Source organism: Nocardia cyriacigeorgica (assembly GCF_029868385.1).
In the GTDB taxonomy this organism is placed as follows: domain Bacteria; phylum Actinomycetota; class Actinomycetes; order Mycobacteriales; family Mycobacteriaceae; genus Nocardia; species Nocardia cyriacigeorgica_F.
Genome location: NZ_JARWNX010000022.1, coordinates 102,342 through 119,468 on the forward strand (window position 1 = coordinate 102,342; position 17,127 = coordinate 119,468).

Here is a 17,127-nt window from a genome sequence, read left to right on the forward strand (position 1 = left end):
TGGCGGTCAGGTGATCCGCACCGCCTCGGCGAACGCGGCCCGCCCGGAGGCCCACGCACCGTCCCCGAGCCGGGCTTCCGGCGTGCCGGACGACCCACCGGCGATGGCCAGGCCGGACGCCTCCGATTCGCTCATGACCGCAAGCGCCGACAGGCGACGACGATCGTCCTCCGGCATGGCCGCGGTGAGCGGGATCAGCGCATCCCAGCGCCCGGCGGCGCCCGCGCGGCGGACGAGATCGTCGAGCCGGTCATCCGGTTCGCCCGCGATCGCTGCGGCGACGACCGTCAGTGACTCGGCGGGCAGATGCCCGGTCAACGGCAGCAGATCCAGCCACAACCCCTCGCCGAGCGCGGCCTCGACACATGCGCCGAGGAACTGCTCATCGCGTAGCGCGGGCCGGGCGGCCAGCGCCGCGAGAGCCGTCGAGCTCATGGCGCCGGCGATCGGCAGTAGGGTCGCCAGTGCGTCGAGTTCGATCGCGGCGGCGAGGAGCCCATCGAGTGCGTCGTCGCCGAGGTCGGCGCAGATATCGCCGAGCCTGGCCTTGTTCGCGCTGTTCACCGTGCCGAGCAGATCAAGGCCCTGCACCCACAGCCGCTCGGTATGGGCCGCACGGATGACCCCTGGCAGCCGATCGGCCACGATCTCCATCAACGTATCGATGGAACTCTTGTCCTCCATCAGGAATCCGATGCGCAGCAGATCGGCGTCGCCGATGACCGCCGCGGCCGCGCGCAGCGACGGCTCGGGCACCACACCGACGAACCGGCCCATGGTGACGTGTTCCTCGCGCGCGAGCAGTTCGGTGGCGACCGCCGCAACCTGCCGGGGCGCAACCCTGGCGATCACATCGGCGGTGCGCCGCGGATCAAGGGCGATCGCCGCTTCGGCCAGGAACGGTGCGGGCAGGGCCGCCGCGATATCCACCGCCCGCCGCGGGTCCACCACGGCGGCAACGGCCGCGCACAGCACCGGCCCGAAGGCGTGGGTGGCGATCTTGGCGCTGATCGCCACCGGCACGAGGTTGGCCGCCGCGGCCACCCGCGCCAGTTTCGACCGGTCGCGGTCGAAGAGCATATCGGTGCTGCGGTCGCGGAATTCGCGGATGGCCGCGGGCGGCAGATCGGCCAGGAACCCCAGCTGCTCGGGCTCGACACCCAGGAGCCGGGCGAGCTTGGTGGTCTCGGCGAGGGCCAGCAGATGGTCGCTCATAGTCCGAGGGCCTTCTTCACCGCCGGGCGCATCAGACGCGGGATCAGCCCGAGCCCGGACTCGAATGCCTCGCGCATCTGGCCTGCCCGGCGGGCCGAGGCGCCGTGCAGTAGATGGTCGAGTTCGGTGAGCTGTTCATCGGTGAGGTCGGCGAAGGCCGCGGGCAGGGGAGCGCCGAGCGTCCGGGACACAGTGTCGGCTGCGGTGGTCATGATGCCTTTCGTCGCGAATGGCTGTAGGGGCCTCGGGGTGTCGCCGGGCCGGATCAGTGGGTGGTGCGGAACGCGGGGTCGTTGTCGGCGCGCAGATCACCGATGAAGTTGGCGATCGCCTCGCCCACCAGCAATGGTTCGGTCACCGGAAGCCAATGGTCGGCCGGAAGCGTGTAGCACCACAATCGATCCACCCGCTCGTGCACCGCGGCGCGGATCCCCGCCCGTGCGACCGGGTCGGCAGTATCGAGCAGCAGTTGAACCGGCACGGCGGTGCGCTGATCGCGTGGATGGCACAGGTGGTGGCCGAGATTGGCGCGGACGATTCGCATCCCGGCGACCAGATCGGTGCGCCAGGTCGGTGCGATCGGGGTGTCCGCACGAGGCGAGCGGTGCGCGATCTGTCGCAGGCACGTGCGTAGGCGAGGCTGGTAGACCGCGCGCCGCAGCAGCGACGGCGAGGAGTGCAGCGTCACGCGCGCTTCGTCCAGCGCAGAGGACACCGCCATCGGTGTGCGGCGCGCGGTGCGAGTGGCCGGAAGCGCGCGGTGCGGCCCGACCGAATGTCGCTCACGACCGAGGATCGGGCGGTGCCGGGGAGGTTCCGGTGCCGCCGGGTGAGTCACACGCCCGCTCGCCGCCGGCACCGATGACACGAACCGGCGCGTGGTGCGTGATTGCAGTCGATGCACGCCGCGCCGCGTGCGATATCGCAGTTGACGCAACCACAGGCCGATATGGTCCAGATGCGGCGCCGAGAGTGCGGTGAACGAGGCGATGCGGGTGCCTGCCCGCGGATCGGCCACGGCCTCCCATCCCTGCATGGCGCCCCAGCCGTGCCCGGCCAGATGCGCCGGGCGGTCGGGGGAGACGGTCTCGAGGACGGTGTAGAGGTCCTCGGCCAAACGATCCAGGCGATAGGCGCCGAGCCCGCTCGGCGTGCCCGATCGGCCATGCCCGCGCACGTCATAGGTGATGACCCGGAACTCGTCGGCGAGAGTCGCGGCCACCTGCTCCCAGGCCCGGTGGGTGTCGGAGGCGCCGTGGATGAGCACGAGCGGCTCGGCCGTCGGGGCGCCCCATTCGTATCCGGCGAGTTCGATGTCGTCGACCCGGATCGTCCACTGGCGATCGGGCCCGGGCCCGTGGTGCGGGTCGCGCGGTTCGGTCATCACGTCACCTCGTTCGAACGTACTGGCAGTACGGTCGACGATACTGTCAGTACGGTGGCGAAGAAAACCATATGCCGCAGGTAGATGCCGATGTGTGATAGATCACTGATTTTCGAGGTTTATGATCGAAACATCTGCCTCGACTGGCACGTACCCGGAGTACGTGTATGCTCTCGACCCAGGGTCGGTGGTGTTGCATCGAGGGGTGAACGCCGCCGTACTCGCCAACGTCTGACGTCACCGGCCGCACGGAGCTGACCATCGTGAACCGCACCAGCGTGCGCACCGCGCCGCGGTCCGTCGGCCGCGACGAGATCATCGACGCGGCCATCCGGGTGATCGACCGAGACGGCCCGCGCCCGAGCATGGACGACATCGCCCGCGAGGCCGGTATCACCAAACCGCGCCTCTACCGGCGCTTCGCCGATAAGGCCGACCTGTTCACCGAAATCGGCAATCGCATGGCGAAAACGGCGTTCGCGGCGGCGGGTAGCGATCTCACCCTCGTCCTGCAACCGCCGCGAACGGCGTTGCGTACGGTGCTGAGTGCCTATGCCGACGGCATCCTGGAACATCCGAACGTCTTCCGCTTCCTCGGGCAGGCGCAGACCGGTCACGATCGTGACGGCTCGGTGGTGCAGGTCGACCTCGGGCGGCAGGTCGCGGGGCGCCTGGCGAAACAGGCGAGCGCCGTGGCCGAGGCCGTGCCCATCGATGACAGCGGTATCGACTATCTGGCCCGCGCCATCACCGGGGTGGTCGTCTCCATCACCGATCTATGGCTCGGCGGCGACGATCCGGCGCGTGCGGCGACCGAATTCGTCGATCAGACCACCGAATACGTCTGGGGTCTGATCGACAGCTTCCTGCGGCGCCGCGGCATCGACGCCGACCCGGCCACCCCGATCTTCACCACCCTCGCCGCGGTCGATACCGACCGCTGAACCCTTCCGCTTCCTCCTCGGCACCGGTCCATGCCCGACTTGTTGACAGAATGCCAATAGTGCGCGAATCTGGGTCCGTAAGCCCCGGTAGGCCGGGTGGAGGACGAGCAGAGGACGCGACGATGGCACGCCCGATATGGAGTGACGACGAGGTCGAGGCGGTGCGGGATCTTGCACGCAACTACTTCGAGCGCGAGGTCGTTCCGCACGAGGAGAAGTTCGTCGAACAGGGCCATCCCGACCGCGAGCTCTACCGCACCGCGGGCAAGCTCGGCCTACTGTGCGCCGCGCTGCCCGAACCCTTCGGCGGCGGTGGCACCTTCGCCCATGAGGCCGCGATCATCGAAGAACAGGTCAGGGCCGGTGACGGCGCCATGGGCATGCCGGTGCACAGCGCGATCATCGCGCCCTACCTCGCCGAATTCGGCTCCGAGGAACTCAAACAGCGGGTGCTGCCACGGGCGGCCAGTGGCGAGATGGTGCTGTCGATCGGGATGACCGAACCCGGCACCGGCTCCGACCTCCAGAACATCAAGACCCGCGCGGTGCGCGACGGCGACGACTACGTCATCACCGGTTCGAAGATCTTCATCACCAACGGCTGGTTGTGCGACGGCATCATCATCGCCGCCAAAACCGACCCCGAGCAGGGCGCCGCCGGTGTCTCACTGCTGTTCGCCGAGGTCGGCGACGATACGCCCGGATTCACCAGGGGACGCATCCTGTCCAAGATCGGCGGTAAGGGCCAGGACACCGCCGAACTGTTCTTCGACGGCCTGCGCGTGCCCGCCACGAATCTGCTCGGCGGCGTCGAGGGTCAGGGCTTCTATCAGATGATGCGGATGCTGGCCCAGGAACGCCTGGTCACCGCGATCATGGCGGTCGCCATGATGGAACGCGCCGTCGAGCTGACCGTCGAATACACCAAGGGCCGCGAAGCGTTCGGCAAACCGTTGTTCGCGATGCAGAACACCAAATTCGAACTCGCCGAATGCGCGACGCTCACCACGGTGAGCCGCACCTTCCTCGACGACTGCATCGCCAAGCATCTGCGGGGCGAACTCGACATTCCCACCGCTGCCATGTCGAAGTACTGGTTGACCGACCAGCTGGGTATCGTGGTTGACCGCTGCCTGCAACTGTTCGGCGGCTACGGCTACATGACGGAGTACCCGATTTCCCAGCTCTATACCGGCGCTCGTGTGCTGCGCATCCTCGCGGGCAGCAACGAGGTGATGAAGGATCTCATTGCGCGGTCTCTCTGATACCCCTGCCTCCGCCGCCGACCGGCAACCGCGCCGTCGGCGGCTCGAGCCCGACGAACGGCGGGCCCAGATCCTGGCCGAAGCCATCGAGATGTTCGGTGAGCGGCCCTATGCCGCGGTGTCGACAGCCGAGCTGGCCCAGCGGGCCGGTGTGGCGCGCGGTCTGATCAACCATTACTTCGGTAACAAACGCGATCTCTACCTGGCCGTGGTGCGCCGGATGGTGACCCTGCCGCGGCCCGACGACATGGTGGTGCCCACCGGCACCGAACGGGAGCGCGTCGAGGCCAGCGTGCACTGGCTGCTCGACACCATCTCCGAACACGGCAGCACCTGGGTCAAAGTGACCAGCCACGAGGGTGTCGGTGAAGACCCCGACGTCCAGCAGATCCTCGATCAGGCCGATGACGCGGCCGCCGAACGGCTGCTGCTGATGGTCGGGCTCGCCGATTCGGCACACAGTGCGTCCATGCGCGCGATGGTGCGCGCCTACGGCGGGCTGGTGAAAGTCGCCGGACGCGAATGGATCACCCGCGGAACCCTCACCCGCGCGCAGGTGCACGGCCTGCTGGTGGACATGCTGCTGACGCTGGTCGCCGAGTCGTTGCCGAAAGTCGACAGCGGACACTGATACGCGGCCGCAAATCAATCGTGCTGTGTTCGTTACGCATAAGCCGGACAGGTCGGCATGCCGTCGGGTAGAGCGATCCGCCCATTCACGGGAAGTTTCGGCGACGGGGCTCTATCCTTCTCGGTGTCGGGGCGGGGCCGGATATCCGGGGTTTCCGCGCGACGGTGAGTGGGAGAGGGACCTCGAATGGCAGATTCGCAGCGCTGGGCCGATGAGCGCTGGCCGGAAGTCCAGCACGACACCGACACCGCGCGTGCCCGCCGTGGCCGAGGCGTCGCGCTCGACGAGCACGACGACGAATACGAGCAGGAATGGTCCCGAGCCGCCGCCGACGAGCCGGGCCCGCGCCGAATTGTCAACCCCTACGCGGTGATCGCGCTGGTCGCGGCCCTGCTGCTGTTGATGCCCGTGGCGATCGTGTTCGGGCTCATCGCCTTCAGCCATCCGCGCGGCCGCGTGATGGCACTGTCCGCGCTGGCGCTCGGCCTGATCGAGGCGGCGATCATCGCGGGCCTGATCCTGGTGCCGGGCGATCTGCTCTCGGATGTGGTGTCGCGCACCGGGACTCTCGCGTCGACGCAGACCTCACAGTCCGTGTTGGCCGCTTCGGCGACCGGACCGACCGGCCCCGCGCCGGACACGAATACCGCGCCACCCGAGACGGCGCCCACCGGCGCATCCACCTCGGGGCCCGCGGTCGCCGCGACCCCGACGGCCGCGCTGCGCACCGCCTGCCCCGAGGCGGGCCTCATCGGCACCGCCGCCGACGGATCGACGCTGCTGTGCCTCACCACGGCGACCTCGACCACCGGTTTCCAATGGAAGGGCCCCTACACGGTGTCCGAGATCATCGGCGAGGGCGGCACCAGCTGTACACCGGGGGTCGCGGCCACCGCCCGCACCGCGGACGGGCGTGCCCTGGTCTGTGAGGGACAGGGCCGGGGCGCCACCTGGGTGCTGTGGACGGCCTGAGGTTCCGGCGGCCCGGCAGCGTGGATGTCCGAATCTGACAGAGACTCGTCATTGCCGTCATCCGGGGCAGCGGCGAGGATGAGTTCGTGCCCATATCGCATCGAGTCGTCATCGCGGTCTTCCCCGAGGTCGACCTCCTCGACGTCACCGGCCCGGCGGAGGTCTTCGCGCTGGCCAACCGGGAGACCGCGGGCCGCGCCGGGTACGAGATCCGGCTGGCGGCCCCGTCGGCCGACCCGGTCACCACATCGGCCGGAGTCCGGCTGCTGCCGGATCTGACCTTCGAGCAGGTCGAGGGGCAGGTCGACACCCTGCTGGTGCCGGGCGCGGTCGAGATGACCGACACCGGACCCATCGCCCGGATCGATGACGAGGTGGTGGCGTGGCTGATCGCGACGGCGCCGCACGCGCGGCGAGTGGCCTCGGTGTGCGTCGGCGCGCACCTGCTCGCCGCGGCCGGGCTGCTCGACGGTAAGACCGCAACCACCCACTGGTCGACCGCCGCGCAGCTGGCCGCCCGCCATCCCGAGATCACCGTCGACCCCGACCCCATCTTCGTGCGCACCGACCGCGGCAGGCTGTGGACCGGCGCCGGTATCAGCGCCTGCCTCGACCTGGCATTGGCCTTGGTCACCGAGGATCTGGGTGAGCAGACCGCGTTGGCGGTCGCGCGCCAACTGGTGATGTACCTCAAACGGCAAGGCGGACAGAGTCAGTTCTCGGTGCCGCTGAGCCGCCCCGCACCGGCCCGCCGCGATATCGATGAGCTGCGGCTGTGGATCGCCGAGCATTTCGACCAGGATCTGTCGACCGAGGCACTCGCGGCCCGGATGCGTCTGAGCGAACGTCATTTCGTGCGCGTGTTCACCGCCGAGATGGGTGTCGGTCCGAGCACCTATGTCGAAGCGACCCGTGTCGAGGTCGCGCGACGTTTGCTCGAGACCACCGATCGCGGCCTCGACCAGGTCGCGGCCGGTGCGGGACTCGGTTCGGTGGAGACGCTGCACCGGGCCTTCAAACGCCAGCTCGGCACCACTCCGGCGGCCTATCGCCGCCGCTTCCGCACTCGGACGGCCTGATCCGCCCGACCCCTCGACCTCCCCTCGGCATCCGTGCGAGGAGGGGATTTCGCATGCCCATTTCCCATCGAAAGGCTGTTCCATGACCACAACTCACCCCTCCGCCACCCTGCGCACCGTCTCCGGATTGGACGACCGGGCGCCGCGGCTGCGTGAGTCGGCGCTGATCATGATCGACTACCAGAACACCTACCGGACGGGCGTCATGGCCTTGGACGGCGCCGAGCCCGCCCTCACGGCCGGTGCGCGGCTGCTGGAACGCGCCCGCGCCGCCGGAATTCCGGTCGTGCACATCGTCAACGACGGTGGCGAGGGCAGCCCCTACGATATCCGCGCCGAGATCGGCTCCCTCAGCGCCGAAGTCGCGCCCATCGAGGGTGAGCCGGTGGTGGTGAAGCAGTTCCCGAATGCGTTTCACGCCACCGAACTGGAACCGACACTGCGTGCCGCGGGCGTCGAACCCGGCAGCGATCTCGTGCTCGCCGGTTTCATGACGCATATGTGCGTCGGCTTCACCGCGCAGGGCGCGTTCACCCTCGGTTACCGCCCGACCGTCGTCGCCGAGACCACCGCCACCCGCGCCCTCACCGCACCCGATGGCACGGTCGTGCCCGCGGCCGCGCTACAGGCAGCGGCGCTGACCACCGTCACCGACCTGTTCGGCATCGTCGTCCCCACCGTCGACGCGCTCGAGGACTGAGGCGCGGGGGTGTACGGCCGGGGGCCGCCCTGCCGTACACCCGGACTCAGTCGGCCTTCTTGGCGCGGCTGGGCTGCACCCGCGGTGGCTCGTTGGGCATCTTCGGATACTGCGGTGGCCATGGTGCGTCCATGAGCCCGGCGGCCATATCGCGTTCGGACATCTCCAACAGTGGTTCGATCGACTGTGCGGGCCGGTCGGCCCAGGGATCGCCGCGTTCGGCGAGCCGGGTGGGCACGGTGGCGATGGTCAGTTCCTCCGGCACCACCGAGTCCAGTTCGTCCCAGGAGATCGGTGTCGACACCTGTGCGCCGACCTTGGGGCGCACACACCAGGCACCGAAAACCGTTTTGTGCGGCGCGTTCTGGTTGAAGTCGATGAAGACGCGGCTGCCGCGTTCTTCCTTCCACCATTGCGCGGTGATGTGGTCGGGGTGGCGGCGCTCCAGTTCCCGCGCCAACGCGACGGCCGCCGCTCGCACCTGATAGCCGTCCCATCGCGGTTCCAGCGCGACATACAGGTGCAGCCCGCGCGACCCTGAGGTCTTGACGCGTGCGTCGATACCGAGTTCGGTGCACAGTTCTCGGGTGAGTACGGCGGCCGCACGCAGATCGTCGAAGCCGATACCTGGGGAGGGGTCGAGGTCGACGCGCAGTTCGTCGGCGATGCGGAGATCGTCGACATGGTTGGGCCACACGTGGAATCCGAGACAGCCCTGGTTGACCGCCCACAGGATATGCGCCAGATCGTGCGCGACGAGCGCATCGCTCGTGGTGCCGTTGGGGGTGGACACCTCGACGGTGTGCAGCCAGTCCGGTGCGGATTTCGGCACCCGCTTCTGGAACCAGGATTTCCCGGAGGCGCCGTCGGGATAGCGTTCCAGCAGCAGCGGGCGCTGGCCGATCACACCGAGCAGCGGCTCGGCCACGGCTTGGTAGTAGCGCGCCAGATCCAGTTTCGTCTCACCGCGCTTGGTGAAATACACCTTGTCCGGGTGGGAGATGGTGACCGCGCGGCCGTCGACCTCGATATCGACCGAATCGCTCATCGGGCCACCTCGGAACCGAAGATGGCGGCCAATTCGGCGGGGGCCACCTCGTCGAGCTGGGCGTAGGTGCACGACTGCGGTGTGCGGTCGTTGCGGAAGCGCACCAGCCTGCCGCCATGCCGGAACCGGCCCGACTGCACATGCTCATAGCGCACCTCGGCGACCAGCTCGGGCCGCAGCGCCTCCCAGGACAGATCCTTGCCGCCGGTCCATCGGCTCACCCCGCCCGGCATCTTCCCGTCGGCCCGCGCCTGCGCCGCGGCATCGGCCCAGTCGCGCCACGGATGATCGTCCAGCGCGCCCTCGCGCCACGGCGCCAGCTCATCGATGAGTTGGGTGCGTTTGGCGGCGGTGAAACTGCTGGCGACCCCGACGTGATGCAGGTTGCCTTCGTCGTCGTAGAGCCCGAGCAGCAGGGAACCGATGCCCGCACCGTCCTTGTGCCAGCGGAATCCGGCGACGACGCAATCGGCGGTGCGCTCGTGTTTGACCTTGAGCATCACCCGTTTGTCCTGGAGATAACGCTGATCGTCGGCCTTGACCATCACACCGTCGAAACCTGCGCCCTCGAAGCGGGTGAACCAGTCCTCGGCGACATCGGGATCGGAGGTGATGGGCGTCAGGTGCACCCGAGCCAGCTCGGTGTCGAGGATCGTCTCGAGCAGACGCCGCCGTTCGCGGAACGGTTCGCCGGTCAGATCATCGTCACCCAGCGCCAGCAGATCGAAGGCGACGAAACTGGCCGGGGTTTCCGCGGCGAGCTTGGCGACCCGCGAGGCCGCGGGATGCAGCCGCAACTGGAGAGTGTCGAAATCGAGTCCGGCCTCGGTGACGATGACGATCTCACCGTCGACCACGCACCGTGGCGGCAACGCGGCCGCGAGCAGTTCGGCAACCTCGGGAAAATACCTGGTCAGCGGCCGATCATTACGAGAGCCCAGCTCGATCTCGGCGCCGTCACGGAACACGACGCACCGGAATCCATCCCATTTGGGCTCATAGCTCAGACCCGCCTCGCGCGGTACCGCTGGCGCGGCTTTGGCGAGCATCGGTCGCACGGGTGGCATCACCGGTAGGTCCACGCGATCCTCCTCGGAGTCGGTCCTCACCGATGTCGACGTCGCGGCCGACGAGGATTCATCGGTGTCGCGATCGTATGCGGCGGCACCGACAGCGTGCGGGATCCGTGCATGCGGCGGCAGGCGCGTCGAACGGCCACGCCCGCCGCCGGCTCAGTCGTCGAGCCAGCCGTGTTCACCGGCGAAGGCGGTGAGCCGTTCGCGGATGGTGACGATCTCGCCGGCGGTGAGCGCCGGGCTGGCCTCGAGCAACAGTTCGGTGACCAGCCTGGTGTGCTCGGCGGTGCTGAGCACGACCACGCCCGCCCGGTCTCTGGTCCGGCCGCGGGGAGCGGGCGCCGGTGCGCCGGTGGCGGCGAGGTTGACCGCCTTCGGGCCGCGATCACCCTCGGTGATCTCGAATTCGAACACCCGGCCCTGGCGCAGTTCGTCCTCGTCGAGACCGATGTCGTTGACGTGCACGAACACATCCGGGCCGCCGTCTTCGGGCCGGATGAAGCCGAATCCGCGCGAGCTGTCGAACGACACCAATTTCCCGATGGACACCACACCCGCTCCTCGCCGCCGACGCTACCGGGCCACTTTAGCCCGCATTTTCTCCATCGTTGGAGGAAAGCGCCTTTTGCAGCGAAGTGAAGACCGTCAGCCCCTGACCGACCATTCCGTTCACCAATTCACTCACCCCGTCGGGCCCGTTCAGCACGGTGAGGTTGGCATTGGACAACCCGTGCGAGGCCTGCCGCACGATCTCGGGCAGCTGCTCGATGAGCAACTGGTCCAGCGCGATCCGGTTGTTGGAGGCGGCGGCCTCGGCCTGAATTCTGGTGCGGTCGGCCTCGGCCTCGGCGAGAATGCGCACTCGTTCCGCCTCGGCCGCCGCCGGTTTCACCACCTCGGCCTGCAACTGCTGCTCGCGCAGTTCGGCCTCTTTACGCGCCTGTTCGGCCTTGGCGATCAGCACCTCCTGCTGGGCCAAGGCCTGAGCCAGCGGACCGGCCGCGGCGGCCTCCGCCTGCGCCTTGTCGATATCGCGTTGGTATTCGGCCTTGAGCAGCGAGGTCTCCCGCTCGTATTCGGCCTGCCGGCGCAGCGATTCCTGCTCGGCCTCGGCGGAGCGCTGTGCGGCCTGGGACTGGGCGATCTGGGCGTCGCGCTGTACCGCGGCGTTGTGCGGTGCGGCGAGCGCGGAGATATAGCCGAGTTCGCCGTCGTCGATGGACATGATCTGGAACGAGTCCACCCAGAGGCCGATATTGCTCATCTCGACCTTCGACGCCACCAGCACCTCGTCGGCGAGCCGCTGCCGCTCCCTGATGATCTCCTCCACGGTCATGGAGCCGACGATGGAGCGCAGGTGACCGGAGAAGATCCGCCCGGTCAGCATCGACATCTCGCGTTCCTGCTCGGACAGGAATCGTTGCGCGGCATTGACGATCGACGGGGTGTCGTTGGCGACCTTGAACGCGATGACCGCGCGCACATCGAGCTGGATCGCCTGTTTCGTCTCGCAGCGCTCCTTGATCTCGGCCTCGAACATCGCCAGCGACAGGTACCGCACCTTGCGGAAGAACGGCACCACCCAGGCGCCGCGCCCGATGATCACCCTGAACGGGGCGTTGTCCTTGCTCTTGGCGCCGCTGACCAGCATCGCCTCGTCCGGATCAGGAACGTGGTAACCCAGCACGTGTGTCTCCCTTATTGTTTCGAACGTCGGTCCAGCGGATCCGGGACGAGGGGGATCCACGGCACCACGTCGGCGATGCGGCCGGAGTCGACAGCGATGATCAGCACGGTCGCCCCGGCTGCGATCGGCTCGGTGGCGCGCGCGATGTAGAGCTCGGTTCCCCCTCGGATGGCGACCAGGACCTCACCCAGCGTCCCGGCCCCCCGGATCGGCGAGATCAGCGTACCCGTAGAACCCACCACCGCATCGGTCAACGTTCGAACCTCCTACGCTCACCTTACGTTTCACTGGTGGCGCCGCAGCGGCGGTCAGTGCTGGTACAGCCCGCGATAGGCGGTGATCATCGCGACGAGATGGTCGATGATCTCCGCGCGGTCGGCGCGCAGCGAACCGCCGAGCCAGGCCGAGAACATGCCCGCGTTGCCGCTGGCCATGGTGACGGCGGCCAGGCGGCGACGCACCGGGTCGGCGATCTGGGAGAACAGATGGTCCTGGATGAGCCGGGTGAACGCGGGCATCACCGCGATGGTGGTCTGACCGAGGCCGGTACTGGAATAGGGCTCCACCAGGAACAGACGGGATTTGCGCGGGTCCTCGAGCACCTTGTCCACCAGGACCTCCGACAGGCTGCGGTCCCTGGAGGGATCGTCGGCGACGGCGAAGGCGGTCATCGGCTCCAGGAACTCCTCGGCCACCTGCCGGTAGAGCACATCGAGCAGCTCGTCCCGGCTGGCGAAGCTCTCGTAGAAGTAGCGGTCGGTGAGGTTGGCCCGGCGGCACACCGCCCGCATGGTGACTCCGGCTGCTCCGGATTCGCCGATCAGATCGAGGGCCGCCTCCAGCAACGTCGCCCGCCGCACCTGCTTGCGTTCGGTGAGCGTGGTTCCGCCCCAGATCCGGGGTCCGCCGAGTGGATCCGCGTGCGGGTGGTCTGCGTCCTGGCCTGTCTGCACCGTTCCACCCTAATGCCGCCCCGAGCGGGTCTCGGCCACCCCGCCCGATCGCCGACGTGACGGCGTCACGCATCGGTAACCAGCGGTTAACTCCCTCGGGATAGCGTCCCGGCGATATCGAGCGTGCTGGTGAGGGTGTAGGTGCAGATGGACTCCGCTACGGGGATCTTGTCGGGGGAAATCGTCGACGACGGGCTCGGTAGCGGGTCGATACCGGTGGTGCGTCGCGCCATCCGGACGGCGCCGCCGCTGCCGCGCCCGCCGGTGCTGATGCGCCGTCCGCGCCCGGACCATATCCCGCTGGCTCCCGCGCAGGAGCGGATGTGGCATGCGGCCCACATGGGTCGTTCGGCAGACTGGAACGTCGCTCGAGCGGTTCGCCTGCGCGGTGGTCCGGTCGACATCGACGCGCTCGTCGCCGCGATCGGTGACGTCGTGGCCAGACATGAACCGTTGCGTACCCGCTACCCGATGACCGAACAAGGTCCGGCGCAGGTCGTCGTCGCGACGGCCGACGCCGAACTCGACCTGCGGGTGTGCGCCCTCGCCGAAGCCGATCTGCCCGCACGGCTCGCCGAATTCGCCGAGCGTGGGTTCGACCTCGCGACCGAGCTACCGCTGCGCGCGCGGGTGTATGCGCTCGACGCCGATGACGTGGTGCTGCTGCTGGTCGGCCACCACATCTCGATCGACGGCCGGTCGGTCGCCCCGCTGCTGCGTGATCTCGGCGCCGCGTACGCCGCCCGCGCGTGCGGCCGCGCGCCTGCCCTCGCCCCGCTGCCGGTCGATTACGCCGATTACACCCTGTGGAAGCACGCCCAGCTCGGCGACTACACCGACGAATGGAGCCGGGCCACCCAGCAGCTGCGGTACTGGGCCGATACGCTCGCCGGGCGGCCCGCGCTGCTGGAATTCCCGTGCGATCGTCCGCGTCCGGTGCTGCCCTCCTCGACAGGCGCGAGCATTTCCGTCGCGTTTCCCGCATCCGTGCACGCGGCGCTGCTCGATCGGGCACAGCACGGCCGGGCGAGTCTGTTCATGGTGTTGCAGGCGGCGTTCGCACTGTGCGTCGGCTGGTTCGGGCGCAGCGCCGACGTCACGGTGGCGACCGCGGTGAGCGGGCGAGATCACCGCCTGCTCGACGATCTCGTCGGCAATTTCGCCGACGATGTGCTGCTCCGTATCCGACTGGACCGAGCCGCGGACCCGGACGAACTCATCGACCAGGTCCGCCGGGTCGCGCTCGCCGCCTTCGCGCATCCGGACACTCCCAATCCGCGCCTGAAGCGCTGTCTGATGCAGGACGCGGCGTGCCCGCTGTTCCAGGCCACCCTGATCCTCGAGCGCGGCGCCGTCGCGCCCGAATCAGCGACGGGCGCACCGGCGCTCACCGTGACCGACCTGCCGGCGGGGGCACCGCGCGCCAAACACGATCTGGAGTTCGGGCTGGTCGAACGATACGACGAGGCGGGGAAGCCGGGCGGCGTCGACGGCGTGTTCCTCTATCCCACCGCGCTGTTCGACCCGGCCACCGCCGCATCGTTCGTCGAACGGTTCACCGCGGTGGTGCGTGCGCTGGCGGCCGGATACCGCGGACCGCTCGCCGCCCTGCTCACCGCGCGCTGACCTCGACCACGTCGCCGATCGTCGCGGCGGGCATGAATTCCACCGAGGTAGAACGGGATTCGAGAATGTAACGTCCGGTCTTGTCGGGCCGGTACGTTGGATGACGTTCAACAGTGCGGGTACGAGCGGAAAGGACCCGGCCCCTTGGCAATCGGCGTGCTGGTCAGATCGGATCGAAGAATCCCTCCTCGGCGCGCCGGTGGGGGTAGCGGCGTCCGGGCGCGCGAGGTCGGCTGATGTTCACGCGCTGGGGCGAATTCGTGTATCGGCTGCGGTTCGCCGTCATCGCCCTCGTGGGTGCGGCACTGCTCGGCCTCGGCGTGATCGGGATCGGCCTCGACGCGCATCTGACCTCGGGCGGCCTGGACGATCCGACCTCGGAATCGGCGGTGGCCGCGCGGTTGTCGGACCGGGCGTTCGGTCGCAATCACGATGTCGATGTGGTGGTGCTCTACACCGCGCCGGACGGTGCCACCGTCGACGACCCGGAGTTCGCGCGCCGGGTGGTGGACAATCTGAACAGTCTGCCCCGCGAGCATCCCGGTGAGATCCTCGGCATCAACGCCGCCTATTGGCCGACCGAGACCGGCAGACTCACCGGCGCACAGGCCGCCACCGATGACCGCAAACACGCCGTCGCCGCCATCGCCATTCGCGGTGCGACCGACACCGAGATGGTGCAGAACTATCGGAAGGTCAAGGACGCCTTCGCCATCCCCGGTATCGACGTGCAGGTCGGCGGTCTGCAAGCGGTGGCCGGGACATTGAACGACACCGCGGCCAACGACACCCGCAGGCTCGAAATGCTGGCCGTGCCCGCGGTGGCGATCCTGCTGTTCTTCATCTTCGGTGGTGTAGTGGCCGCGGCGCTGCCGCTGATCGTGGGTGGGCTGACGGTCTTCGGCGCCTACGGGATACTGCGGCTGCTCACCACCGTCACGGAGGTGAATTCCTTCGTATCGCCGGTGGTCTCGATGATCGGCGTCGGACTCGCGATCGATTACGGCCTGTTCGTGGTCAGCCGGTTCCGGGAGGAGCTGGCCGCCGGATACGACACACCGGCCGCGGTGCGGCGCTCGGTGATGACGGCCGGGCGGACCGTGGTGTTCTCGGCGATCATGATCATCGCGAGCCTCGGCGGGATGCTGCTGTTCCCACAGGGCTTCCTGAAATCCATGGGTTACGGCGCCATCGCGACGGTATCGCTGGCGGCGCTGACCTCGATCACCCTGCTGCCCGCCATGCTCGCGGTACTCGGGCCGCGGGTGGATCTGCTCGGTTTCGAACGGTTCCGCCGCACCAGGACCACCGCGGAGGTGGAGAGCGGTTTCTGGGCGCGCAGCACCGAGTGGGTGATGCGGCATCCACTGAAGATCACCGTCGCCCTGTGTCTCGGTCTGCTCCTGTTGATCCTGCCGATGCGCAATCTGGTGTTCGGCGGATTCAGCGAACGGTATCTGCCGCCCGACGATCCGACCCGGGTGGCGCAGGAGAGGATCGACACCCTGTTCCCGGTCCGCACATCCGATCCGCTGGAACTGATCTTCGTCTCCGATAACAGCAATGCGGTCGGCGATCTGTGGGACAGGGCGAACGCGGCGCCGGGGCTGGCTGGCAGCTTCGAGATACCGGCACGATCGACGGTGCAGGAGCAGGTGTATCGCACCAAGGCCACGCTGGTCGACTCCGCCGAAGCGGGGGAGACCATCGAGTACCTGCGGGCAATGGACCGACCCGACGGGGTGACGATGCTCGTCGGCGGCGTCCCCGCCATCCAGAAGGATTCGATCGACGCCCTGCTGGTCCGGATACCGTTCATGATCGCGCTGGTGCTGCTCGTCACGACGCTGCTGATGTTCCTGACCTTCGGTTCCCTCGTGCTACCGATCAAGGCGGCATTGATGAGCGCGCTGGGCCTCGGCTCCACACTCGGCATCCTGACCTGGATTTTCCTCGACGGACACGGTGCGGGTCTGCTGAACTTCACCCCGCAACCCATCCAGGCGAACATGCTGGTGCTGATCATCGCGATCATCTACGGGCTGTCCACCGATTACGAGGTGTTCCTGCTGTCCAGGATGGTGGAAGCCCGCTCGCGGGGCGCGACCACCACGGAGGCCGTGCGCACCGGCACCGCGCACACCGGACGCATCATCACCGCCGCCGCGCTGATCCTGCTGGTGGTGACGGGCGCGTTCGCCTTCTCGGATCTGGTGATGATGCAGTACATCGCCTTCGGCATGATCGCCGCTTTGATCATCGACGCCACCGTCCTGCGCATGATGCTTGTCCCGGCCACCATGAAGCTGCTCGGCGATCGCTGCTGGTGGGCGCCGCACTGGATGAAACGCGTCCAACACCGCATCGGACTCGGCGAACCGGTGTTGGTCGAGGAACCACCGACCCGTGCCCGAATCGGATAGGCGCGAGAACTGTTGCGGCGCTGTATCGATCGCGCTGGCGGGGTGCGTCTCCCGAGATGTGCGGAGGCACGGCCACGGTCGTGGCCCGGCGCGCGGCACCCGGAGATGGCTAGACTTCGACAGT

17 protein-coding genes are annotated in these 17,127 nt (G+C 68.2%); 8 read left to right on the forward strand and 9 right to left on the reverse strand.

Features of this window, described 5'->3' with window-relative positions; translation table 11 throughout:
• Positions 1-6: 6 nt before the first annotated feature.
• Genes QH168_RS02990 through QH168_RS03000 form a run of 3 tightly spaced genes read right to left on the reverse strand, consistent with a single transcriptional unit; the run spans position 7 to position 2,599 of the window.
• Entirely contained in the window at positions 7-1,215 is a 1,209-nt protein-coding gene (locus tag QH168_RS02990) for a hypothetical protein (protein WP_280232822.1), read from the reverse strand.
• Complete coding sequence (locus QH168_RS02995; RefSeq protein ID WP_280232823.1) at positions 1,212-1,427, reverse strand: hypothetical protein; 216 nt, start codon at positions 1,425-1,427, stop codon at positions 1,212-1,214. The genes QH168_RS02990 and QH168_RS02995 overlap by 4 nt, the downstream gene beginning before the upstream one ends.
• A gap of 53 nt (positions 1,428-1,480) precedes the next feature.
• A complete protein-coding gene (locus tag QH168_RS03000; RefSeq protein ID WP_280232824.1) occupies positions 1,481-2,599 on the reverse strand; it encodes an alpha/beta fold hydrolase in 1,119 nt (372 codons plus the stop codon).
• A 263-nt stretch (positions 2,600-2,862) separates the two neighbouring features.
• Between QH168_RS03000 and QH168_RS03005 the strand changes: the two genes are divergently transcribed.
• The 6 genes from QH168_RS03005 (at position 2,863) to QH168_RS03030 (ending at position 8,190) form a co-directional block, all read left to right on the forward strand.
• Positions 2,863-3,543, forward strand: a complete 681-nt coding sequence (locus tag QH168_RS03005) for a TetR/AcrR family transcriptional regulator (RefSeq protein ID WP_280232825.1) — start codon at positions 2,863-2,865, stop codon at positions 3,541-3,543.
• A gap of 122 nt (positions 3,544-3,665) precedes the next feature.
• Positions 3,666-4,808, forward strand: a complete 1,143-nt coding sequence (locus tag QH168_RS03010) for an acyl-CoA dehydrogenase family protein (protein WP_280232826.1) — start codon at positions 3,666-3,668, stop codon at positions 4,806-4,808.
• A complete protein-coding gene (locus QH168_RS03015; protein WP_280232827.1) occupies positions 4,792-5,439 on the forward strand; it encodes a TetR/AcrR family transcriptional regulator in 648 nt (215 codons plus the stop codon). The genes QH168_RS03010 and QH168_RS03015 overlap by 17 nt, the downstream gene beginning before the upstream one ends.
• Before the next feature lie 186 nt (positions 5,440-5,625).
• Positions 5,626-6,411: a hypothetical protein gene (locus QH168_RS03020; RefSeq protein ID WP_280232828.1), complete on the forward strand. Its 786-nt coding sequence runs from the start codon at positions 5,626-5,628 to the stop codon at positions 6,409-6,411.
• Positions 6,412-6,497: 86 nt separating this feature from the next.
• A complete protein-coding gene (locus tag QH168_RS03025) occupies positions 6,498-7,490 on the forward strand; it encodes a GlxA family transcriptional regulator (RefSeq protein WP_280232829.1) in 993 nt (330 codons plus the stop codon).
• An 82-nt stretch (positions 7,491-7,572) separates the two neighbouring features.
• Complete coding sequence (locus QH168_RS03030; protein WP_280232830.1) at positions 7,573-8,190, forward strand: cysteine hydrolase family protein; 618 nt, start codon at positions 7,573-7,575, stop codon at positions 8,188-8,190.
• A 46-nt stretch (positions 8,191-8,236) separates the two neighbouring features.
• Here the strand turns inward: QH168_RS03030 and ligD are convergent, their stop codons facing one another.
• The 6 genes from ligD to QH168_RS03060 form a co-directional block, all read right to left on the reverse strand.
• Complete coding sequence (gene ligD, locus QH168_RS03035; protein ID WP_280232831.1) at positions 8,237-9,238, reverse strand: non-homologous end-joining DNA ligase; 1,002 nt, start codon at positions 9,236-9,238, stop codon at positions 8,237-8,239.
• The gene (locus QH168_RS03040) at positions 9,235-10,320 is read right to left on the reverse strand and encodes an ATP-dependent DNA ligase (protein ID WP_280232832.1); all 1,086 of its coding nucleotides are present in this window, start codon (positions 10,318-10,320) and stop codon (positions 9,235-9,237) included. Before QH168_RS03040 ends, ligD begins: the two co-directional genes overlap by 4 nt.
• Before the next feature lie 150 nt (positions 10,321-10,470).
• Positions 10,471-10,866 carry a cold shock domain-containing protein gene (locus QH168_RS03045; RefSeq protein WP_280232833.1) on the reverse strand — a complete coding sequence of 132 codons (396 nt, stop codon included), beginning with the start codon at positions 10,864-10,866 and terminating at the stop codon, positions 10,471-10,473.
• Between the two features lie 34 nt (positions 10,867-10,900).
• Positions 10,901-12,001: an SPFH domain-containing protein gene (locus QH168_RS03050; RefSeq protein WP_280232834.1), complete on the reverse strand. Its 1,101-nt coding sequence runs from the start codon at positions 11,999-12,001 to the stop codon at positions 10,901-10,903.
• 11 nt (positions 12,002-12,012) lie between these two features.
• Positions 12,013-12,255 (reverse strand): hypothetical protein, encoded by a 243-nt coding sequence (locus QH168_RS03055; RefSeq protein ID WP_280232835.1) that lies wholly within the window; start codon positions 12,253-12,255, stop codon positions 12,013-12,015.
• A gap of 54 nt (positions 12,256-12,309) precedes the next feature.
• The gene (locus tag QH168_RS03060) at positions 12,310-12,954 is read right to left on the reverse strand and encodes a TetR/AcrR family transcriptional regulator (protein ID WP_280232836.1); all 645 of its coding nucleotides are present in this window, start codon (positions 12,952-12,954) and stop codon (positions 12,310-12,312) included.
• A gap of 147 nt (positions 12,955-13,101) precedes the next feature.
• Here QH168_RS03060 and QH168_RS03065 point away from each other — a divergent pair, with 147 nt between their 5' ends.
• On the forward strand, positions 13,102-14,580 hold the full coding sequence (locus QH168_RS03065) for a condensation domain-containing protein (RefSeq protein WP_280232837.1): 1,479 nt from the start codon (positions 13,102-13,104) through the stop codon (positions 14,578-14,580).
• Between the two features lie 236 nt (positions 14,581-14,816).
• The gene (locus QH168_RS03070) at positions 14,817-17,003 is read left to right on the forward strand and encodes an MMPL family transporter (protein ID WP_348537566.1); all 2,187 of its coding nucleotides are present in this window, start codon (positions 14,817-14,819) and stop codon (positions 17,001-17,003) included.
• Positions 17,004-17,127: the final 124 nt, after the last annotated feature.